This window comes from Ktedonospora formicarum (genome assembly GCF_016587355.1).
Lineage (GTDB): Bacteria > Chloroflexota > Ktedonobacteria > Ktedonobacterales > Ktedonobacteraceae > Ktedonobacter > Ktedonobacter formicarum.
In genome coordinates, this window is record NZ_BNJF01000001.1 from 274,332 (window position 1) to 295,910 (window position 21,579).

Annotated in this window: 23 protein-coding genes; 15 read left to right on the forward strand and 8 right to left on the reverse strand. The window is 49.5% G+C overall.

Annotated features, from left to right (window positions below):
• Positions 1–122: 122 nt before the first annotated feature.
• Positions 123–380, reverse strand: coding sequence for a hypothetical protein (locus tag K3T82_RS01165; RefSeq protein WP_220191675.1), 258 nt, complete (start codon positions 378–380; stop codon positions 123–125).
• A 158-nt stretch (positions 381–538) separates the two neighbouring features.
• Here K3T82_RS01165 and K3T82_RS01170 point away from each other — a divergent pair, with 158 nt between their 5' ends.
• The 9 genes from K3T82_RS01170 to K3T82_RS01205 all read left to right on the forward strand — a co-directional run bounded on the left by K3T82_RS01170 (position 539) and on the right by K3T82_RS01205 (position 7,574).
• Complete coding sequence (locus tag K3T82_RS01170; RefSeq protein ID WP_220191676.1) at positions 539–862, forward strand: LLM class flavin-dependent oxidoreductase; 324 nt, start codon at positions 539–541, stop codon at positions 860–862.
• 312 nt (positions 863–1,174) lie between these two features.
• A complete protein-coding gene (locus K3T82_RS01175) occupies positions 1,175–3,820 on the forward strand; it encodes a winged helix-turn-helix domain-containing protein (RefSeq protein ID WP_220191677.1) in 2,646 nt (881 codons plus the stop codon).
• 270 nt (positions 3,821–4,090) lie between these two features.
• Positions 4,091–4,321 (forward strand): hypothetical protein, encoded by a 231-nt coding sequence (locus K3T82_RS01180; RefSeq protein ID WP_236030926.1) that lies wholly within the window; start codon positions 4,091–4,093, stop codon positions 4,319–4,321.
• Between the two features lie 70 nt (positions 4,322–4,391).
• A complete protein-coding gene (locus K3T82_RS01185; RefSeq protein WP_220191678.1) occupies positions 4,392–5,102 on the forward strand; it encodes a DUF4386 domain-containing protein in 711 nt (236 codons plus the stop codon).
• Between the two features lie 33 nt (positions 5,103–5,135).
• Positions 5,136–6,122 (forward strand): NAD(P)-dependent alcohol dehydrogenase, encoded by a 987-nt coding sequence (locus tag K3T82_RS01190; RefSeq protein ID WP_420799251.1) that lies wholly within the window; start codon positions 5,136–5,138, stop codon positions 6,120–6,122.
• A gap of 42 nt (positions 6,123–6,164) precedes the next feature.
• Complete coding sequence (locus tag K3T82_RS01195) at positions 6,165–6,356, forward strand: hypothetical protein (RefSeq protein ID WP_220191680.1); 192 nt, start codon at positions 6,165–6,167, stop codon at positions 6,354–6,356.
• Between the two features lie 64 nt (positions 6,357–6,420).
• Entirely contained in the window at positions 6,421–6,645 is a 225-nt protein-coding gene (locus K3T82_RS01200) for a hypothetical protein (RefSeq protein WP_476630033.1), read from the forward strand.
• Positions 6,646–6,688: 43 nt separating this feature from the next.
• Positions 6,689–6,811, forward strand: coding sequence for a hypothetical protein (locus K3T82_RS48925; RefSeq protein ID WP_268886608.1), 123 nt, complete (start codon positions 6,689–6,691; stop codon positions 6,809–6,811).
• A 157-nt stretch (positions 6,812–6,968) separates the two neighbouring features.
• Complete coding sequence (locus K3T82_RS01205; protein ID WP_220191681.1) at positions 6,969–7,574, forward strand: class I SAM-dependent methyltransferase; 606 nt, start codon at positions 6,969–6,971, stop codon at positions 7,572–7,574.
• 245 nt (positions 7,575–7,819) lie between these two features.
• On the opposite strand, the gene K3T82_RS01210 is transcribed toward K3T82_RS01205, so the two are convergent.
• Complete coding sequence (locus K3T82_RS01210; RefSeq protein ID WP_220191682.1) at positions 7,820–8,200, reverse strand: hypothetical protein; 381 nt, start codon at positions 8,198–8,200, stop codon at positions 7,820–7,822.
• Between the two features lie 622 nt (positions 8,201–8,822).
• On the opposite strand from K3T82_RS01210, the gene K3T82_RS01215 reads away from it, so the two are divergent.
• The gene (locus K3T82_RS01215; protein WP_236030928.1) at positions 8,823–11,354 is read left to right on the forward strand and encodes a DNA polymerase domain-containing protein; all 2,532 of its coding nucleotides are present in this window, start codon (positions 8,823–8,825) and stop codon (positions 11,352–11,354) included.
• A gap of 289 nt (positions 11,355–11,643) precedes the next feature.
• Here the strand turns inward: K3T82_RS01215 and folE are convergent, their stop codons facing one another.
• Both folE and K3T82_RS01225 read right to left on the reverse strand, forming a co-directional pair.
• Positions 11,644–12,246 (reverse strand): GTP cyclohydrolase I, encoded by a 603-nt coding sequence (folE, locus tag K3T82_RS01220; RefSeq protein ID WP_220191683.1) that lies wholly within the window; start codon positions 12,244–12,246, stop codon positions 11,644–11,646.
• A gap of 262 nt (positions 12,247–12,508) precedes the next feature.
• Entirely contained in the window at positions 12,509–13,387 is an 879-nt protein-coding gene (locus K3T82_RS01225; protein WP_220191684.1) for a Rieske (2Fe-2S) protein, read from the reverse strand.
• 186 nt (positions 13,388–13,573) lie between these two features.
• Here K3T82_RS01225 and K3T82_RS01230 point away from each other — a divergent pair, with 186 nt between their 5' ends.
• On the forward strand, positions 13,574–14,206 hold the full coding sequence (locus tag K3T82_RS01230) for a helix-turn-helix transcriptional regulator (protein ID WP_220191685.1): 633 nt from the start codon (positions 13,574–13,576) through the stop codon (positions 14,204–14,206).
• A gap of 395 nt (positions 14,207–14,601) precedes the next feature.
• Positions 14,602–15,363 (forward strand): hypothetical protein, encoded by a 762-nt coding sequence (locus K3T82_RS01235; RefSeq protein ID WP_220191686.1) that lies wholly within the window; start codon positions 14,602–14,604, stop codon positions 15,361–15,363.
• A gap of 68 nt (positions 15,364–15,431) precedes the next feature.
• On the opposite strand, the gene K3T82_RS01240 is transcribed toward K3T82_RS01235, so the two are convergent.
• The 3 genes from K3T82_RS01240 to K3T82_RS01250 all read right to left on the reverse strand — a co-directional run bounded on the left by K3T82_RS01240 (position 15,432) and on the right by K3T82_RS01250 (position 17,204).
• Positions 15,432–15,959 carry a GNAT family N-acetyltransferase gene (locus K3T82_RS01240; protein WP_220191687.1) on the reverse strand — a complete coding sequence of 176 codons (528 nt, stop codon included), beginning with the start codon at positions 15,957–15,959 and terminating at the stop codon, positions 15,432–15,434.
• A 247-nt stretch (positions 15,960–16,206) separates the two neighbouring features.
• Positions 16,207–16,653 (reverse strand): Hsp20/alpha crystallin family protein, encoded by a 447-nt coding sequence (locus K3T82_RS01245; protein ID WP_220191688.1) that lies wholly within the window; start codon positions 16,651–16,653, stop codon positions 16,207–16,209.
• A gap of 362 nt (positions 16,654–17,015) precedes the next feature.
• The gene (locus tag K3T82_RS01250) at positions 17,016–17,204 is read right to left on the reverse strand and encodes a hypothetical protein (RefSeq protein ID WP_220191689.1); all 189 of its coding nucleotides are present in this window, start codon (positions 17,202–17,204) and stop codon (positions 17,016–17,018) included.
• Between the two features lie 281 nt (positions 17,205–17,485).
• Here K3T82_RS01250 and K3T82_RS01255 point away from each other — a divergent pair, with 281 nt between their 5' ends.
• Together K3T82_RS01255 and K3T82_RS01260 are read left to right on the forward strand one after the other, a co-directional pair.
• Positions 17,486–17,806, forward strand: coding sequence for a hypothetical protein (locus tag K3T82_RS01255; RefSeq protein ID WP_220191690.1), 321 nt, complete (start codon positions 17,486–17,488; stop codon positions 17,804–17,806).
• 495 nt (positions 17,807–18,301) lie between these two features.
• Complete coding sequence (locus tag K3T82_RS01260; protein ID WP_220191691.1) at positions 18,302–18,760, forward strand: hypothetical protein; 459 nt, start codon at positions 18,302–18,304, stop codon at positions 18,758–18,760.
• A gap of 193 nt (positions 18,761–18,953) precedes the next feature.
• On the opposite strand, the gene K3T82_RS01265 is transcribed toward K3T82_RS01260, so the two are convergent.
• Positions 18,954–19,280: a nucleotidyltransferase domain-containing protein gene (locus K3T82_RS01265; protein ID WP_220191692.1), complete on the reverse strand. Its 327-nt coding sequence runs from the start codon at positions 19,278–19,280 to the stop codon at positions 18,954–18,956.
• 515 nt (positions 19,281–19,795) lie between these two features.
• Here K3T82_RS01265 and K3T82_RS01270 point away from each other — a divergent pair.
• Positions 19,796–21,400, forward strand: coding sequence for a GGDEF domain-containing protein (locus tag K3T82_RS01270; protein WP_220191693.1), 1,605 nt, complete (start codon positions 19,796–19,798; stop codon positions 21,398–21,400).
• Positions 21,401–21,579: the final 179 nt, after the last annotated feature.

Sequence of the window (21,579 nt, forward strand, 5' to 3'; positions counted from 1 at the left end):
CGATTACTTCACGTACCACCCCTACCTCTTGAGCACTGTCAGAACAGGTGCAAAGTTGTTTTTTAAAATCGTACACTCATACGTTTCTATGGAAGAGTGGCGGAGAAAGCCTTTTCACTGTATCACAGCGCTCTCAACCTCTGGGCTGGCATCTCGGGTTCACTCCAGTACGTCGCATTCTTCCCCATGTCTGAAAGGGCAAGGGCACCTTGCGGCGGTTTCGGTGAATGGTGGGCCGCGCCAGATGAAACAATGCGGTCGAAACGACCGCAAGCACTCCAACCAGCAGAACCTGGGTATGTATGGGGTGGCGCATCCTGTCCTTCATCAGTCCCTACAGCCAGATCGATTGGTTTGGGATCGAACAACCGCAATTGCATGATGCCAGCTACACAGTGCCTCCGGCGAGTGGGGCCAGTTCCAGAGTTTTCCAGTAGAGTAACCACGCAGAGAGGGCTAAGATCAAAGAGCGCGAGTTATCGAAGCATAAATTTCCATCCTTGAGTTAATTTATCACATCCTTCAGCGAGGATGGTACATGCCAGCCGAGTCACGCTTTCTCGATTCACTGGTCGCACTTGCCTACGTAGCCGCATCTACCAGCACACTGAAGCTAGCAACTGGTGTGCTTATTCTCTCGCAGCATCATCTACTCGTGCTGGCAAAAGCCATTGCCAGTCTGGATCACATCTCTGGCGGACGTGTCCTGGTAGGCTTTGGCGTTGGCTACCTTCAACCAGAGTTTCGAGCACTAGGGGTTCCCTTTGAGGATCGTGGCATCCGCACTGAGGAGTACCTGGAAGCCATGCTAGCCATCTGGAGCCAGGATAAGCCTCATATGATGGACACAATATCTCCCTAAAGGAGATGTCGTCATTTCTGTGCAACAGAACAAGCGCACCTGATGCGCTATTTTCCCAGGACAATCGTCTCAATGCTCATGCCTAATGCGTGACGCTGCAGATTACCCAAACTTTAGGGCAATCCGCGTGATGATCCAGGATCTGGGAAAAACGCTCTAGATCTGGTATACTGCCTCTGGGATTTGCCAATGGCGTTCGCGCATCTCAGATTAGCTTTTCGTGAGAAAGCTCCGCAGGCCACTCGTGTAGAAGAATGCTGATGCGATCATCAGCAACAGATGGCATTGATCTATTCAAAGGGAAGAAAAAAAGTGACGCCAATTTTAGCTACGAAACTGTATATCCCCCCGCTTCGGCCAAATATTGTTCTCCGCCCACGGCTGATCGAGCGTCTCAACGAAGGGCTGCACCGCAAACTGATCCTCATCTCTGCTCCCGCTGGCTTTGGCAAAAGCACGCTGCTCAGTGAATGGATTGAGGGACTTGAGCGACCGGTTGCCTGGCTGTCCCTGGGCGAAGAGGATAATGACCCCACGCGGTTTCTGGCTTACCTGATCGCTGCTTTACAGACCATCGCGGCCAACATTGGGGAAGGGGTATTGGGTCTGCTCCAATCTCCTCAGCCGCCGCCAAACGAAGCGATACTTACGGCTCTGCTCAATGAGATCACCACCATCCCGAACCATTTCGTCCTCGTCCTTGACGACTACCATGCAATTGATGCCAAACAAGTTAACCAGGTCCTCGCGTATCTTGTCGCTCATCTGCCCCCACACATGCACCTGGTCATCGCCACGAGGGAAGATCCTCACCTACCTCTGGCGCGTCTGCGAGCCAGGGATCAATTGATCGAATTGCGGGCCATCCACTTGCAGTTTATCTCCTCCGAATCCACCGCATTTCTCAACCAGATGATGGGCCTCACGCTCTCAGCCGAAGATATCGACGCCCTGGAAAGGCGCACCGAAGGCTGGATTGCCGGTCTGCAATTGGCTGCGCTTTCACTACAGGGACATGAAGATGCCACCGGTTTCATCGCATCATTCACTGGCAGCCACCATTTCGTGCTGGACTACTTGATGGAAGAAGTCCTCGGACAGCAGTCAGGGCGCGTCCAGAAGTTTCTGCTGCACACCTCAATCCTCGACCGAATGTCAGGACCCTTGTGTGATGCCGTGGTGCTCGACTCCACTATGAGCGGGCAAGCCACTCTGGAATACCTCGAACGCGCCAATCTGTTCCTCATCCCCTTGGACAACGAGCGACGCTGGTACCGCTATCACCATCTCTTTGCGGATTTGCTCAGACTGCGCCTCCACCAAAGCATTTCCACCTTTCCAGCAATTGCGCAAAGCCAGGTGAACGAGTTGCACATCCGTGCCAGTTCATGGTATGAAAACCAGGGCCTCACGATGGAAGCATTTCATCATGCGGCTACTGCCAATGATGTGGAGCGCGCCGAGCGTTTGATAGAAGAAAAGGAGATTCCCCGGCATTTTCGTGGCGCGGTGACTACTCTTCTCGATTGGCTGAAATCGTTGCCAACGAGCGTACTGGATGTCAGGCCGTGGTTGTGGGTGAGGTATGCCTCATTATTGGTGGTCAATGGCCAGACAACCGGCGTGGAAGAGAAGTTGCAGGCGGCTGAAGCTGCCCTACAAGGCAGCGAGGATGACGAAACGACCCGAAACATTATCGGGCAAATTGCCGCCATACGCTCCACATTAGCTCTCACTCGCTACGAACTAGAAGCCGTGCTTATCCAGTCGCGCCGCGCCCTGGAGTATTTGTCTCCCTCTAACATGCTTGAGCGTGCAACCGCTCACTGGACGCTGGCAACTGCCTACCAGTTCCAGGGAGACCGAGCAAGTGCTCGCCAGGCCCTTACCGAAGCCATCTCTCTGAGCCAGGCATCTGGAAATATCTTCACAACCATTCTGGCGACCATCGGCCTGGGTCAGGTACAGGAAGCAGACAACCAGCTTGTGCTGGCGGCCCAGACCTACCGACGCGTTCTGCAATTGGCGGGAGATCAGCCACTTCAGATTATCTACGAAGCGCATCTTGGCCTGGCCCGTATCCTCTACGAATGGAACTATCTGGATGAAGCCTGGCAACATGGGCAACAGAGCCTTCACCTGGCGAGGCAGTATGACAAGGTGATTGACCGCTTCATTGTCTGTGAAATCTTTCTTGCCCGCCTCTCTTTGGCCTGGGGAGATGTGTCCAACGCGGCTACGGTGCTCTCTCAGGCCAGTCAGTCCGCGCAGCAGCACAACTTTGTGGCTCGCATGCCTGAGATTGCAGACGCGCAAGTGCTCACATTCCTTCGCCAGGGTCATCTGACAGCGGCGGTTCATCTGGCTCAAGCACACGAACTCCCTCTCAGCCAGGCCCGGGTCCATCTGGCTCAGGGAGATCCATCCACAGCACTGAAGGTACTCTCTGCATGGCGCCAGCAGGTGGAGGCAAAGGATTGGAAGGATGAGCAACTCAAGGTGATGGTACTGCAAGCGGTCGCGCTAGAGGCCCATGGCGAAAAGGATCAGGCGGTACACCTGCTCGTTGATGTACTAGCAATGGCCGAACCTGCCAGTTTCATCCGCCTCTTCCTCAATGAAGGTCTCCCGATGGTTTCCCTCTTGTCCGAATCGATGGCGCTTGGGAGAATGCCCAACTACATCAAGAAATTGTTGACTGCATATGAGGCCGAGAAGCAGCAGAACGAAAACATCTCGTCTCCGCCTCCTGCCCAGCCCCTTCTCGAACCATTGAGCCAACGCGAATTGGAAGTCCTCCGTCTCATTGCTCAGGGACTCTCCAATCAGGAGATTAGCGAGCGGCTTTTTCTGGTTCTGGGTACCGTGAAAGGCCACAATCATAAAATCTTTGGTAAACTCGGAGTCCAGCGGCGAACCGAAGCGATCGCACGAGCTCGTGAGCTGGGACTGCTATAAGCCGATCTGTTGCCATTTGGCCCGCATGGAACTGTTCATATTCCACAACGCTTCCCCATACATACCTTTGGTATTTCTCTGCTTCTACCGCAGAGAAGAAAAAACATAACCTCACACATAACTTTAGATCCTCTCTATTCCTGCTCAGGAGAAGCTATACTCCTTGCAAGAAGCTACATGAAGCACGTGGCGCAGGTAGAGATGACGGATACACAAAGGTCAAAAGGCATGTCAAACGATAGCAACTCGAGCGGTGAAAAGGCTCAACTTATGATCTATCAAATCAGAATCAAGTGTCATCTGGATCGCAAGTGGGCCGACTGGTTTTCTGGCCTGAACATCACATCGCTTGAGAATGGCGAAACATTGTTAACCGGCCCGGTGCTCGATCAGGCCATGTTGCACAGCTTGCTCAGAAAAGTACGTGATGTTGGCCTGCCATTGGTCTCAGTCATTTGTATTCAGCCCAAGCAGGCAAATGAACCCGATGTTAAACCTTGACCCCATCACTCTCATCTGACCAGGAGATACACACAGGAAAACCATCGATAGCATCAAAAAGGAGAAATCCATGAATTCAGACAGAACGATTGCAAGAATTGCCGGAGCATTGTTTCTCACTGGGACGATTACGGGTTTACTCCCTACTTTTTTTATAGGGTCTCATTTAGATGGTCCAGACTACCTTACGAGCCTTTCTGCAAACGGCAACCAGGTTATGATAGGAGCACTTTTTGCGTTTATCGCTGCTGTTGTATCTGGTAGTATTGCCATTTCACTCTATCCAGTCTTGAAGAAATATAATGAAGCTCTGGCTCTCGCATCTGTTGGTTTCAGACTTATTGAGGCAGTGTTCTATATAGTGAATATCATAAGCCTGCTCGCACTCTTGCTGTTAAGTCAGGAATTTGTCAAAGCAAGGGTACCTGGGGATTCCTCTTTTCAACTCTTAGGCACTTTAGCCCTGGCAATTCGGAATTGGGCAGGCTATGTGTTTGGGGTCAGCGCTTTTAGCCTGGGCGCTCTGATGTATTATGTGGTCTTGTATCAATCACAACTCATCCCTCGCTGGCTCTCAGGTTGGGGATTGATTGCAGCGACACTCACGCTCGCAGCGGCTTTACTCATGATGTTTGGCGAAAAACCTCTTTCGCCTTTGATGATCGTACTGATTGTTCCCATCTTCCTACAAGAAATCGTTCTCGCATTCTGGCTCATCGTGAAAGGCTTCAATGCACCTGCCATCGCTTCACTGTCTGCAAAAATAGTAGTAACAAGATAGCATGAGCATATTCAAAGAAGAATGGATAATCAAATGAAAGCCATCATATGTACAAAATACGGACCACCCGAAGTTCTTCAACTCCAGGATGTTGAAAAACCTGTTCCCGGGGACAATGAAGTCTTAGTAAAAATCTATACGACAACCGTAACAGCAGGGGAGTCCAGAATGCGAAGTTTTACAGTGCCTCCCTCGTACTGGCTCCCCGCTCGACTCACGATTGGTCTGAGAAAACCCAAAAAAGCTATCCCGGGGATGGTAGTAGCCGGAGAAGTTGAAGCTGTAGGGAAAGAAGTCAAACGCTTTAAAGGTGGGGATCAGGTGTTTGCCTATGATATTACCAAATTCAGTACGTATGCCGAGTATACCTGTCTGCCAGAAAACAGCGCGATAGCATTCAAACCATCGACTGTTACCTATGAGGAGGCTGCCGCCATTCCCTTTGGGGGCGTCACAGCCTTGCATTTCCTCAAACAAGGGAAGATCCACAGCGGACAACATGTGCTGATCTATGGCGCTTCAGGTAGCGTCGGAGTGTATGCCGTGCAGCTTGCAAAGCACTTTGGCGCTCTCATTACCGCTGTCTGCAGTACAACAAATGTAACACTGGTGAAATCGTTGGGAGCAGATCAGGTCATCGATTACACAAAAGAGGATTTCACTAGCAGTGGTGAGACCTATGATATACTTTTTGACACGGTAGGCAAGACTTCATTTCCAGACTGTCTGAAATCGCTTAAGAAAGAAGGTGTCTATCTACAATCTGTCGCTGCACCGGCACTCAGTATACAAATGCTCTGGGCAGGGATGACAAGCAGCAAGACACTCATAGGAGGGACGGCAACCCCAAAGACTGAGGATCTCATCACCCTCAAAGAACTCATTGAAGCAGGAAAAATCAAACCTATCATTGATCGACGCTATCCATTGGAGCAGATCGTCGAGGCACACAGGTATGTTGACCAGGGGCACAAAAAGGGAGATGTTGTCATTACTGTGCAACAGAACAAGCACATCTGACACCACTCTATGCACCCAGCGGGAACAACATCAGCATGGCGTTTGCAGCATGCTGATGTTGTTCCGTTTCAGCATCAGATGTTTGTCTATGATGCCTCTATGAACTCAGATGCTGGTGTCCCGGCTCTCTTTGAGAAAACCAAAGAGCGGATCACAAGCAACGCGGTAAGCGCGAACGGGCTTGCCATACAGAGCCAGGTAAACAGGTCGCTACTACGAGATAAACGGATTTGAAGTCTTTCCCAAACCGTTCCAACATCCCCACTCTCCTCTACTGTTAGCTGGCGGAGGGAAACGGATGCTGTCGATTGCTGGTCGCTTCGCTGACATCATTACCCTTAATCCTCCTGTGGCACCAGACGGCAATAGCATTGCCATGGCCGGGGCTACGGCGGAAGCGACCGACCAGCAAATTGCCTGGATTCGCGAGGCTGCTAGAGACCGATTCTCCCAGATCGAGAACGGAGAGAGAGCAGCGAGTCGATCCAAGGATTGCGTCTTCCTTTCGGTCTCGGGCCACTAGAGAGCAGCAGATCCCTCAAGGCATTTATACTCTGGTTGGCTCGGTGGATCAGATCTGTGAGCAGGTGCTGTCCAACCGTGAACGCTTTGGTCTTTCTTATATCAGTGTCTTCGAACCGGACCTGGAAGCCTTTGCCCCTGTGGTCGCCCGACTCTCCGGGAAGTAAACGTCGTCGAGAGCGAATCACACATGATCTTGAGCGCATTTCACTCCTGGTTGAACCAGCCACACCTAGAAGATGTTGAGAAAGGAGATGACAGGTCGATCCTGTCTGTCAAAAAAAGATGAGTATCCAAAGCTTGCTTTTGAAAAAGGGGAAATATATGATGAAAAGCAAACCCCGCGCACATGATGTTGAGATCTTCGACCCCTGGGGATCGACGTACGAACGTTCCTGGATACAGCAACGCCTGTTTGATCCGGTTCACGCTGCAGTATTATGCCAAGCCGAAAGCCGCTTCAAACCGGCGAGTGTGCTGGATATCGGCTGTGGGAGCGGGAGGCTCTTGCGAAAAGTACACGACTCTTGGCCGGAGACACACCTTGTTGGGATCGATCCAGCGCAAAGAATGCTTGAAGTTGCACGCCAACTCACCCCAGAGGCTTGTTTCTCCATAGGTTCCGGTGAGGCATTGCCACTGGTGGATGCCCCGGTCGATCTAGCGTTCTCGACCATCTCATTTCATCACTGGCAAGATCAGGCTGCCGGTGTGCGTGAGGTCGCCCGAGTGCTACGACCTGGTGGCACCTTTCTTCTCGCTGATTTCACCTTACCTACCTGGCTTGTATGGCTGCTTTCACGTTCTCGTTTTCACAGTGCAGCACAGATGCGTGCACTTTTTGAACAGGCGGGCCTGGATGTAGAGGCACAGCCAGAAATTGTTTCGCGCTTTGTGCGTATCACCATTGGGACGCGCGCCAGCAGATGACTGACGTCGATTGCTTCCATTGCGCCTCACTATCTGTCGCGCGTCGCATCCAATGTACCAGCTCGACGCAAGGGCCTGTAATGCAACTAGAACGCCTGATTACAGAGTTACTAGATGTCTCCAGGATGCAATCAGCGAGAAAGCCCTGCTCATTCATATCCCAAAAACATTGCATGATTGATTTTAGATCAGATGCTTGTGGTCATCTTGCACAAGCTACGCCATGATCTTTTTCCAGGCTCTAACTATAATTCAAAGAGATATTTTCCAGGCTCATCTGGCTGAATATAGACGTTCACTTTGCTTTTGTTGGGATGGAGGACGCGTGGAAGAGTATTCACCCAACGGCTTTCAAAATCATAGTTGAGCTCAGTTAAGGGATCTTGCCAGCGTGCATAGACTTTGTATTTGGTATATACTCGCCCCGTAGTGTACAGGTTGCTCGACTCATTCGTGCGGCGCAAATAGATGCGTTCGCGTTCCTCGATATCGACAACCGTGGCAGCAACCTCTTTCCCGTGGGTTTTATACCAGCGACTCCGATAGATACGGAAACCGATAAATATCAAGAGTCCAAGCAATACGATGCCCGTTAGAATAAGAAGAGTGAAGATATTTAGTATCATGCGTTGCCCTTTTAAAGAATCACTTTGAGATTCTATGGTCGAATATATTACACTGTGAAGATTAGAAATCCCAAAGAGCGTTACAGTCGGTATTTCTCAGAATCGAAAAATATCTATACCTGTTTTACCACATCTACCATTTCCGCTTAATAAGAAGTGGACTTCTTTCCAAAGTGTTTATTTCCATCATTCCAACAATAAAGCTCTTCAATAGAATTCCTACATCTGGTATGCCTGACCAGTCTACCATCGCTCCTCTGTTCGATCAAGATCCAGTTGTTGCGCATGAGCGCATGGTTCTGTTGGAGCATCACCAGAACAGAGAGACAATCTTCTCTGGCACGATCTGCGATCAACCTGCTCTGTTCTAGATCCATCATTTGAAGATAACACTGCCTTTCCTTCAATCGCTGCGCGTCGGGATCTCTTGCCAGGATTCCCGATAGTGAACGGAATTTACTTGTATTTTCACATAAATAAGGAATTAGAGAGATCTGGCAAGAATGCTTTTTCAGAGACAACAAGATGCATAGGTTCTCTCCTTCTCGAATGTGCTCACATTTGTTGAATGTTCTCAATCAGGATGGAATTTTACCGCTTTCACCAGTATCATGAAAGGAGCATGACTTGTCTGCAATATGCGAGCAGCGATAAAAACGGTCTGATGAGAAAGGACGAACGAGTGACTGCGAATACCGAAGTGAGTACCCTTGCCCACCATCATGACAAGATGCTTTTTGGCTGGGATCCGATGCCTGGCATTGTCTCCATCTGGGCAACCCGAACAGGGAAAGCGCTTATCTGGCAACGACAAGATGGGCAGGTGATATGTACCCAAGCATCGTTTCGCTCCTGGCTCTTTGCACGAACGTTAGAGGATCTCCCTCAACTTCCTGTGCAGTCTTCAGCTTTGCTTTCTTGGGAAATGGACCACTCTCCAGTGAGCTATCGCATATTGGACGGCTCTGCTGGCTCATTTCAATATCTGCTGTCAGCTCGCGATGGTCGAATGCTCGAACGGATGCTACTTGCGGGAGCCTCACGACGCCTGGGGCGACAGGTCACCTCGCTGAGTTCCTTGTGGGAAGACTACTATCGCGTTGGCCCTGTGGAACAGTATCTGATGCAGACTGGTCGTGTCTTCTTTCGAGGGATGGCATACGATGATCTTCACCGCCTGCAATTTGATTTAGAAACGACCTCACTTGACCCTTCACAGGGTCGCATTTTTCTGGTAGCGATCCGAGACAACCGGGGACATGAACAGATTTTGGAAGCACCAACTCCTAAGGAGGAAGGTTCCCTCATCACTGAGCTATGCGCTTTAATTCGTTGTCTGGACCCAGATATCATTGAGAACCATAACCTGTTTGGCTTTGATCTTCCATTTCTTGAGGCCCGCGCTCAAACTCTCCATGTACCGTTGCTGCTCGGGCGATCTGGGGCACCGTTACCATTGGAATCATTTGATGAAGCAGGGGCCTATCGTAGAAAACGCAGGCGCTTTAGCATTGCGGGACGGGAATTGATCGATACCTTGGATGCGGTGCGTAGGTATGATTTTGTTGCGCGTTCCCTGCCATCCTATCGCTTAAAAGAGGTTGCTCGCTATTTCGGCTTGGCATCTCCAGAACGTGTCTACCTCGAAGGAAGCAAGATCTATGAGACATATCAACAAGACCCAGATCTTGTATGTAGATACGCGCTTGACGATGTGCGTGAGGTGGATGAGCTTTCTCGTCGCCTGATGGGAGCAGCTTTCGCTCTTGCTGGAATGGCTCCACGTCGCTATGAACGCGTAGCTTCGGCTGGTCCCGCTATGGGGATTCTGGAGCCGATGTTGGTTCGAGCATATCTACGAGCAGGGGCGGCTCTGCCGCCCTATACGGCTGGTCAGGTAGAACGCTATGGGCAGCATCAAGGTGGTGCCTCATATCTGTTGGCGGAGGGCGTGGCGGAGCATGTCGTCAAGGCGGATGTGGCTTCGCTGTATCCCTCACTAATTCGCGCTTTTAGAATTGGACCCAAGTGCGATCACCTGGGGGTGTTTCTACATTTTCTGGATCGGTTAACAGAGCTGCGCCTTACCCATAAACGAGCAGCTCGGGATGCTCCTGCGGGCTCAATGGAAGCCAATCAGCATGATGGCACACAGGCCGCTATGAAAACAGTCATTAACGCGGCATATGGATATCTGGGCGCGACTTCAATGGCGCTTTTTGCGGATCTTGAAGCAGCAAATGAGATAACCAGGCGAGGTAGAGCGCTGCTCGATGGAATCCTTACCGCCCTACAAGAGCGAGGAATGATGCCCATTGAGGCGGATACTGATGGGGTTTATTTTGCCGTCCCTCAGGAGTGGGATGAAGAGCAAGAACGAGCATTAGTCAAAGAGGTAGGCGCAATCTTGCCTGAGGGAGTGAAATTAGAGTATGAAGCGCGCTATGCCGCAATGTTTTCTCACGCGATCAAGAATTATGCGCTCTTGACGTATTCAGGAGAAGTGATTGTACGAGGGGCGGCTATGCGTTCGAGCCGCTCAGAACCCTATGGGGAGAGGTTCTTACGTCAGGCATTGCGCTGGGTAATGCAAGGGGATCTGGTTAAAGTAGCACATGGGTATCAGGAAATGCTTCAAGCGCTACGGACACGATCGCTTCCTGCCTCTGACGTAGCTACACGCTTACGGCTAACCAAAGATGCGCGGACCTATTTCGCCAGCCGCACAAAGCAGAAAGAGGCGCAATACGAAGCGTTATTGGAGGCAGGGAGAAAGCAGTGGAAGAGTGGCGAGCATGTTCGTTTTTACCGTGCGTTCAATGGCGTTCCTGTGTGGTTACCTGACGATATTGACGACATCTCCCCTCTGGAAGAGCACGAAGAAGACAACGGGGAAACGTTACGGGTCTCCTCTCTCTCTTCTACGTTTCGATATTCCACAGATCTATTAGTCTACGATAGCACTTATTATCAACAGGTGTTGTTGCATTCGTATGCCGAGCGCCTGCGAGTTGCCCTGGAGCCAGAGGATTTTCTCCAACTCTTTCGTTTGGACGCGCAAACAAGTTTTTTCGACCGTCCCATCGAGCAGATGCAGGTACGGTGGATCCGCTGCACGCCTGATGTGCCTGTCTTAACAGATCCTCACGACTGATGCGTATGGAATCTTGGCCAGGGAAAGAAGGGTATGTGTAAATCTCAACACCAGAAAAATTTCGAACCGGTTGAGGGATATCGCCTCAATGGCTGTGCGAAGGTAGCATGAACAGGCTGGAGGCCTATGGAGAGCAGAAACTGTGGTTGAATTACCTAAAAGAGAGAGCACCTTATCCTTCATTCTGATCGCCATTCTACGTTTTCAAATTGGACCAAAATGGTCGAACATCAGGATCATATTTCACCTGGAGAAATGATCATTTGATACCAGGAATCAGCGTCACTCATCATATGAGCTGCAAAAACTCCATGCGCGCTTCGCTTTTGGAGTGAAAAATACCGCGCATCACTGATGAAACCATCTTTCCAGGTGTCCGAATGCCCCGTGTTGTCATACAGAGATGTTCCCCTTTAAGTACAACCGCCACATTCTCTGACCCTGTAATGCGACTGACCTCATCAGCAATCTGTTGCCCTAATTGCTCCTGGAGTTGCAATTGATGAGCGAATTGATGGGCAATACGTGCAAATTTGGAGAGGCCTAACACGTTTTCGTGAGGAAAATAGCCAATTGAAACATCACACCAGAAAGGAAGAAGATGGTGCTCACAGAGTGATGAGACTCGTATCCCAGAAACACACACCATCTGACCAGTCGTTCTCGAAGAAAAGGTTGTCTCAGTCACACCAGGATCATACTCAATAAATTCACGCCAAGAGTCTGCCCAGCGGCGGGGCGTCTCCTGGAGCCCTTCACGATCAGGGTTTTCTCCAATAGCTATCAGTAACTCACGACCTAATGAGAGCAGCCTCTGATAGTCGACCCGTTTTGGCGGCTCTTTCATGTGGGAGAGTAGTTCATTGCTACGAAGATGATCATTCTCTATCATCGCTATATCTTTCTTTATTATTCACTAGAGAGACGAAAAAATTACTGACATATGGCTCTTTTTCCTCTGCTGCATTTCATGGTCGAACCAGGGAAGATCCCCATATAAAAAAATGTAATCTTCTCCTGGCTCTCTTGCATATGAGCAGCATTTCATTGCCGGCCTTCATCTGCCAAGCAACAGCTCAAAACATTCTCTGGCAGGTTCTTTCGAGCATGCTCTAAGAGCATCAATGTTTCTGCGGACACACCTCGTGGGCATTTCACTCCTGGCGCTTGACTTCTACCTGACCCTCACGGACTCGTATATCATAGCGAGGAGCATTGACGGTGGCTGGTCCAGTGAGCACACGTCCATCACGTAGACAGAAACGAGACCCATGCCAAGGGCACTCCACAATGTCTCCTTGTAGCATTCCTTCATCGAGGGGAGCGCCGGCATGAGGACAAGTTGCAGAGATAGCGTACCATTGTTCCCTCTGCCGAAGCACGAGGACAGGAACACCTGCTGCTGTCACCCGATAGAGCTTATCGTCTTCGACCTCTTGTTCTGAGAGCACCACTTCATACTGTTCACTTCCTGCTTCCCAGGCAGTGTGATTGACACCAGTCCCTTTTGTGAAGACAAGATCGCCTCCCAGGTAGGCCGCATACAAGACGGCAGTTAACCCAACCAGACTGAGCACCGCCGCAGGAAGATTCTCACCTGATGGATATAAGAAGCGCAGTACAGAGGAAACAAGATAGAGAAGGGTTGCAATTGCATTGAAAGCCGCATGATACAGTCCTACTCGTCGTTCTGCTCCATAGGTATCACTCCAATCAGTCAATCCAGTGACGATTGCACCCAACGCCGCAAGCAAACCAAGCAGGATGGTGATCTCCGCACTACGAGCAGCCCAGGCAAAAGCACCAGATCCAATGATCCAAAGCACGTCAAAGATAGTTGTTAACAGCCAGGCAGTGATAGGAACAGTGATAAGTGCCGGATGTAGAGGATGTCCAAACCAGGTTCCAGTAAGGAAACTTTTGAAATGCCGAGGTGGGGTGCGCTGTGCTCCCGTGAGAATCTGGATGACGTGCTGCAATTGCTCACTCAACCGTTCTACGAATGGTAATGATACAGGAGGGTTTTCGTCCATGATGGTACTCCTCTCATATGCCTCAGAACGTCCTGACCAAAAAGCCAGTCGACAACGTGAATAGACTCTTGCCTATCTCTATACCATAAATCAACAAGAAAGTCAAATAACTTCTTGACTTTCTTGACTTAATTATTGATAGCGTGATAGAGTGGGAGGGAAATGAGAGAAAAAGGGAAGAAAAATATGCAGCAGCAACCAGATGATACCCCCTTTTTTACAAGTACGCGCGGGAAACTGGTCAGACTCTTGCGTCGATCCAGTCATACCGTCGAAGAGTTAGCTGAGCAACTTGGTCTCACGGACAACGCGATCCGTGCACAATTAATGGTTTTGGAACGCGATGGGTTAGTCCAGCAGCAGGGACAGCGTAGGAGTCGAAGTAAACCTGCAACACTCTATGCTCTTACCTCAGTCGCTGAGGAGCGCTTCCCAAAAGCATATGGCTTGGTATTACATCAACTTCTAGAGACACTCACAGACCAGTTGACCACTGAGGAGATTGATCGGTTGATGCGAACGACGGGTCGACGTCTTGCAGGCTTATGGCCTTCCTCGCAAGGAGATCCAGTGCATCGTCTGGAGCAAGCGCTTGCGCTCCTTGATGCGCTAGGTGGGCTAGCAGAGCTAGAGCAAGGGGAGAACACCTACACCATTCGTGGCTATCGCTGCCCATTAGCCGCAGCGGTGCCGGGACATCCAGAAGTGTGTCGCCTTCTGGGCACATTGCTTTCAGAGGTCATTGGAGCCTCTGTGCAAGAGCAATGTGACGAAAGGAGGCCAGCGCCCTGTTGCTTCATTATTCATAAGATGGAATGATCAGTAGTGTATAATGCCTCTTTTGAGATTTTGTCCTTTCAAAGAGATACATTCTCGTTGAAGCTGCTCATCTGGAAGTAGTATAGCGTTGATGCTTGCGAAGTCGTCATTTGCAACCTGAGAACTCCCTACGCGAATGCACTGTCATTTATCTGCGATAGGCATTTGAATGCAAATGCATAGAATTACGGTCATCATAAAATAGTGTATACTATTACATGCCTATGTGGACATGTAATAGGCGACATTGATTACCAGTGCAGATTGCGTTTCTCATGTTGTCTGGATCTCACACACCTCAAAGCAGGGGTCTTCTGGCGAGGTTAGATAAGAGAGCCATTGTTGCGTTCTCTTGAACAGAGAAGTATTTTCTCCTGAGAGGGAAATGGAGGCCGTTGACGTCTGAACACTTTGAGAGGCACAACAACCAGAGGCATCGTCGCCTGCAAGCTTGGCTCTATTGGATAGATACAGACGACCTCAAGATTGGCTTGACCATGTCCATAATGGGTTGGATGAGATTGCTCATGCTGCTCTGGCTCATTCCCGTCAGTCTGGCACTCCTGCTTTTGGGGCACCTCTCTTTGAGCATTATCCTTGCCTTAGGGGAAATGACTCTTCTCAATTTCTTCTATGCTATAGAGATATCTTCTCTATCTCCAGCCATTTTCCTAATCTCACTTCTCAGCATCGGACTTCCACTGGCAAGTATCGGTGGCATCATTTGGGGGCATCTCTCTGTTGGAGGAAGCGCCTTACTGCTCTCCATGGGTTTCCGCATCTTTTCTCATGTTCGCTTCAGAAAAGCACGGAGTTGGGCGTGGCATGATCTGCTCATAGAGAGTGTCACTGTACTACTTGCTCTCGGGGCACTGTTCCAGATCACTCTCCCTCTACTTGGCAACAGTTTGCAAATTATCACAGCTCTGCTCTCCATCGTCTTTTTACCGCTCACGCCAAGACCTGGGGACTGGCCAGAAGAACAGAGCGGCTTCTACGAAGTAGATTCGCAGGGTAGACCGGTACGATTTCTGACAAACAAGCTCAATTTAGAGCAACTTGGCTGGCCGATGCTCCGTCCACATTTCTTGCGGAGAGTTCAACAGCTAGAAGAAGTAGAGCTAAAAGCACAGGGACCTCCTGGAGCAAAACTATAAGAAATTGATTCTTTAGTCGCAACAGAATAGCTGCTAGCCTCCATGGTGGTTGGCAGAGAGATCACATGCTATTCACCGCGTAGCTTGCTATAGATCACCATATCGTGCCAATCGCCACTACGCCACTGGACTTTGCGTAGCACACCATCACGTGTAAAACCTGCCTTCTCAAGCGCGCGCTGTTCTGGTATGTTCGTGATATCTGTGCTGGCCTCCACTCGCATCACTGGATAGGTTGCAAAGAGATACTCAACTAGTAGCCGCTGGGCCTCGACACCATAGCCCTTACCACGGTGCTCAGGCAAGAGCATAATTCCGATATTGTAGGCGATACTGCCATCATTGGGACCATAGCGCCTCTGGTGATAGCTGACATTGCCTACAACGTAGCTGCTCTTATGAGTAACCACCACCAACCTTCCAAATTGATCACTTAACAAGCTGCCTTCGAGAAAACGCCTCTCACTCTCGTTTTCCTGACGCAGGTGAAAGAAATTATATTCGGTTATAATAGAAATATCGTTCGTCCAGGCGGCCAATTTGGGCAAATCGTCCTGCCGAATAGGACGCAGGTAGACGTTCTTTCCGTGTAACATAGCGCTCCATGCTTCTTTCTCAAAAAGAGTTTTCCTCATTATATCGTAAACACAACAGCGTTCACCCTCCTACAAGTGAATACGCTGGAAATCTCGAAGGAGATCGCTCAAATGTGTCTTTCTTATCTGTACCATATCTCAACTTCGTTTTTGCTGCAAAAGAAAAAGCACTGAGAATTGGCTCTCCTCAGTGCTTTTCTCTCCACAATGTATTGACTCCGCATGAGCACAGATGGATACGACGCCTTTAGTTCTGGGCGGCGTTCACTTTGATGCTGCGAGGGCGAGCATGCTCGGCCTTAGGCAAACGCAAGGTCAGAATACCATCCTGGTAGCTCGCCTCGGCTCGCCCTGAATCCACTGGTGTGGGAACGGTCAAGCTGCGCTGATACTCACGCTTGGGGAACCCATGATAATACACCTTGGCGTTCTCTGGGATCTCTGCACCCACCTGCCATTTCAGGCTCACCACCTCTTGCTGCACATTGATCTCAACGTGCTCAGGTTTCACACCAGGCATTGGGATCTGCAACGTGAAATCCTCTGCTGTCTCATAGATGTTGGCTGGCAACGCTCGATGGGAAGCGGCATGAGTGCTTCGCGGAGCAATGACGCTCTCCTCAAACAGCCGATCCATCGCGTCACGCAGCGTCACGAATTCATTGAAAGGTTTGTAACGAGTCATATTGGCCATGATCTTCTTTCTCCTCAAAAGGGACATGTATGGGATGACGCATTGGACAATCTCTGATGGCATTCGTCCAACGGCGTCTGGATGATTTTCTTCACTGATGAGAGTATATCTCTCCATACGTTAGAAGAACGTAAACAATCTATAAGAAATATGTTAGAAAACTTGATAGATCCACTATCAAAATAAATAGAGCACCCACCTGGTCAACGACTGCATCCTCCATTCCAAGCTTCACAATGATTGCACCAGTTTCCCAATTTGACACTCCCCCAGATCAAGCACAGGAAATTCTTCCTTCATCCAGGTGGCTTGCATGATCGCATGCCTGAGAGATTGTAGCGACCCTCCTGTCCAGAAGCGTTTCATGCACGCAGCAGTGCATCAGTTCCCATCTGCTTGACGGTACTGAGGGCTTTCCCGCTCGCATTTCTGTAAACTATCATGAACAACACTTGCCTTTGCCAAAACCCTCTTCGGCTACGAATAAGCTGGCTACCATCAAAGAGTGGACGCAATGGAACGATAGATGTCTCTCGCTCCGATGCTGGCACGTGTGTATCTCCTTGTTGTGAACCTCCAACCCCATTCCGCCCACCAAGACGGCGAGGCACGCACCTCTGCGGATGCTACCATTCCCTGATCATCCAGCGAAAACAAGCAAAATAAAAAAATCGAATCTTTCGTGCAAACTGACCGGCAGGTGGCCAGTTTCTGTCCTAGTCAAAGCGTTCTTTTCCTTCTACACTTGATCTATCACACTTTTTGGGATCCCAGTTGCTGTTTTAGATAATTAATCACAACTATTATCAAATAAGAACAAAAAAAGGATTTTATGGATAAACTCACCAACTTACTAAAAAATTATCAGGTCGGAATCTGGTGTAAACGAGCTGCCTGGATACAGCTCATCCTCCGCCTTGTTTACGTGGTCTTACAGTTTTCTATTGTGTACGCTGGCCAAGTTTCTCCCATCTCACTCACGGCGATATGGAGTTTGGTCCAATTTCTCCTCCCCTTAGCAAACGCGATACTCTTCGACTTCTTTATCCTCTATGCGGCAGCTGTGGCTGTCGAGCACCTTACAGGAACAGCACAGAGGGTAGAAGATGATGAGGATGATGAGGACTATGAGGATACAATAGCGCACCAATAGCAAAAAGAAGGGCCCTGACCTTTAAGTTGTGCTGTTGCCCCAAGGAACGTTCAATCATCCAACAGAGAATGGATAGAGGAAAGGCAAGACGATACAAATGGATCCCCTAGCAATACTACTCATTCTCTTCATATCCTTGACAATTCCACTCATATGGATATGGTCGATCTGGACTTCGCGCAAAAACAAGAACGGAAATACATTCTCACAAGGGCCACATTATCGCGATGGAGCCACCACCTTCACACAGTATCGCGGTGTGCGTTCTAATATAGAAATTGATCTTCCACTGGGCCGTAGCCCCCGCTATCGCCGTCGACACCCTTCCAAACAACGCACGCAAAAAAAACATGGATGAAGTAAGATTTTCCAGGTCTTGAGGGGGTATTCAATACTCAAAGAAGGCTTCTTTACGAGAAGAAAGTAAATGCTCTGCACGACGAACTTTCGATCTCTTGGTGCGAAACAGAAGAATTATCGAAAAGGATTTTCCCTATGGCAAAAGGATATGACTGGATTGATAGATTTATTGAGCCACAAACAACACCAGAGGGCAAACAAAAACATGGTGGATGTCTCATCATCTGGCTCATGCTTGCTCTCCTCAGCTGTGTCACTTTCTTTGCTGTAAGCTTCACAGGGTTCAACGTCCCTAAGGGCTACTTCCTCCAGTACATTCCCCCATCAATCACATCTGATGTACATGGATTGGATCTCCTCAACATCGTTCTTGATCTCCTCATTTGCATTGGTATTATTGGCATATGGCGTTGGAAAAAGTGGGGATATTATCTGATATTGGGCATCAACCTCTTGCAATTCGCTCTTGATAGTATCCTTGTCCAAATTCCCCATCTTATTCATCAACATAGTTACAATTTTTCTAGCCTTTTGGGATTGGGAATCGCTTATACCCTCATTCATCAAGAGCTCAAATATCTCAGACAGAAGTGATCAAAAGGAAAGGTCTGCGACACCATGTACATGTCAACAAATCGTAGGCGTTTGCATATCCGCTCTTCTCTTGGTTCTCTGCAGGAAAGAGGTACAGAACATCCTTTTGAGGAGCATTTGATCGAGACATTTCTCTCAGCAAAAGGGATGTACACGGCCTCGTGGAGAGACCTTCCTATTGCCACATGCATGCTCAATTTTGGCCCTTTTTATACACCAATCGCCCGCTCGCTAGAATAAACGAGACAAAAGAGAATGGATCGTTCATCTCGTCTTCTAACTCCTGCAGCGTGAAGAATAAGAGATCAAAGCGACAGGGAAAAGTACTGAGTGCGGCCTTAAGCACTTTGACACGGTGCAGGCGAGGCAAAGTGCTGGGAACGACAATAAGCAGATCGACGTCACTCCCCTTATGAGCTGTCCCTTTGGCATAGGAACCGAAGAGGTACACACAGTCTGGATTACAGAGCACGATAACACGCTCTGTAATCCAGCGAATATCCATTTCACTTGCAATCATGACACTTGATACCCCACAATCAGGATGATATCTTCCAGGTCCGCTGCGGAGATTACGCTGACGGATGAAGAGCTCAAAGCCCTTGATAAAGCCGCACCAGTTGGTGCAGCTAGCGGCGACCGATATCCTGCCAGCATGATGTTATAGCTTACTCGGTGGATCTGAGAAACCACTCCCATTGGGAGTATCAGCATGTAACGTTGTACAGAAATCAATACTTCACGTTGCTTCTTCAGCCCCCTCTTGGTATCCTTAGAGCAGAGATGACAACTATTCGACCAGCTACTAAAGTATTTTTACTGGCTAGTGGTTAGTCCGTTTCACGCCTAGACGTGAAACGGCAATAGGTGTTGGAAGTAATGACTGGGGAGGACGGGCTATCAGGTATCAGAATCCATAGAGGGGCTAAAAATGCCCGCTCTCCACTGTAAGAACTCTTATGGAAAGAAACTTAAGAAAAAATCTGCCTACTGAAAGGGAAAAGAGCGCAGAAATTCATTAGGTGAGAGAAAGACATGTATAATCGTGAGACACCTGTTTCTACTCCATATATTCCCTGGTATTTGTTTGGGGTCCTCCTCCTAGCAAGCCTTGCCCTGGGAACTTTCTCCTTTCTCAGACCGTTCAGCCTGGCATTTGGGAACCAGTTTCTTGACGCCTTAAGCATCTTATATGCACTGTTCCTGGCGTTCGTGTGTTTGCGCAGTTCATGGGGGCTACAGAACATATCCCATTCTCCTGACGTTAGAAAGCGGACCGGGCAGTGCTTCATCCCTGTTTTTTTGGGCATGACTTCGTTGTGGGCTGCTCTTGCCCTCCTTGGTTGGTTGTCCGAAATCCTTTGGACGCAGCGGGCGCCTACCTACCCCACTTTGTTTCATGCGCTCAGCTTGGGGATGTTTCCGTTCTTCATCATGGCAGTTCTGCTTCTACCCTCGCAAAATCTCTCTCGGCTCTCGCGCCTGCGGATCCTACTCGATAGCTTGATCATCCTGGCGACGGTCATGACCCTCTATTACTATATGCTCTCGGTTCCCATGATTGTCACGATCAGACTCACGCTTCTGGAAAAGACCTTGGGCCTGCTCTTCACCACCGCCTCCCTAGTATCGCTCTTTTGCTTGCTGTTCGTCGCCTTTCAAACGGTCAATGTAGGAATCCGGCGGGTTATCACCTTGCTCACGCTGGCCATGGTCATTTTCCAGGTTGGCAATATGGTGATCTATCGCTATCTCTTGCATTCGACAGAGGCGGGCCTCACGACTGGGCCAAACCCTGGGTTGCTCGGAGGTCTCACTCTGATCGCTATGGCAGCCCAAAGGATGCAGCACATGCTGAGCCAGGATGCACCTTTGGAACATGGTCCTACAGTGCTATTAGAGGAAACGGAGGTCTTTGCCCATTGGAAAACCTGGCTGGTATCTCTTCTGGTACTAATCTTTGCGCTATTGCTGGTATCTCTCGCGATCCAGCCAGCCAATGTGTATACCTCCGCGAGATTACAGATCATTGAGATTGGGGGAACCAGTATTCTCATTGTGCTGGTTTTGCGTCAGGCGCTAACGACGCATGAGTTGAATAACATGAAGCGAGAGCTTCGAGAGAAGAATGCACAGTTAGATACGTTGGTGGCTTCTGATCCCTTGACCGGTGTACTCAATCATCGGACATTCGTAACCAGACTTGATGAGGAAGTGGCACGTGCCAAGGCCCAGCAGACTCCATGCTCCATCCTATTCATGGATATCGACCATTTTAAAGCAATCAACGATCAGTATGGGCACTCAATGGGCGATCTGACCCTGTGTCAGGTGGCGAGAAGAGTCGCCTCGATCTTGCGCCCTGAAGATTGTTTGGGGCGGTGGGGAGGGGAGGAATTCATCGCGATTTTGCCAGGGCACGACCTGCATTCTTCGCACAAGGTGGCTGAGATGATTCGGATGCAAATTGCTCAACAGGTGGTTTCTTCCGAGAACAATCTACATGTGACCTGTTCATTGGGGATTGCAACCTATCCCCAAACGGCGGCTTCGCGCGATGGCCTGATCAATGCAGCCGATCAAGCCATGTACAAGGCCAAGCATCTCGGACGCAATCAAACCCATATGGCAACTTTCTGAGAGCGCCCCATGCTCAAGCACTATCACTTCTACACACATATGCAATCCTTAGAAAGAACTCGGAAGTTATGAGCTACAGGTGCCTCATTTTCCCCACGCGAGAGGTAAAAATGTCGCTTGTCTCGTCAAGCTGAAAACACATCAGTGTGCATTATGGGGCTTTTTTCAACATCTTTTCC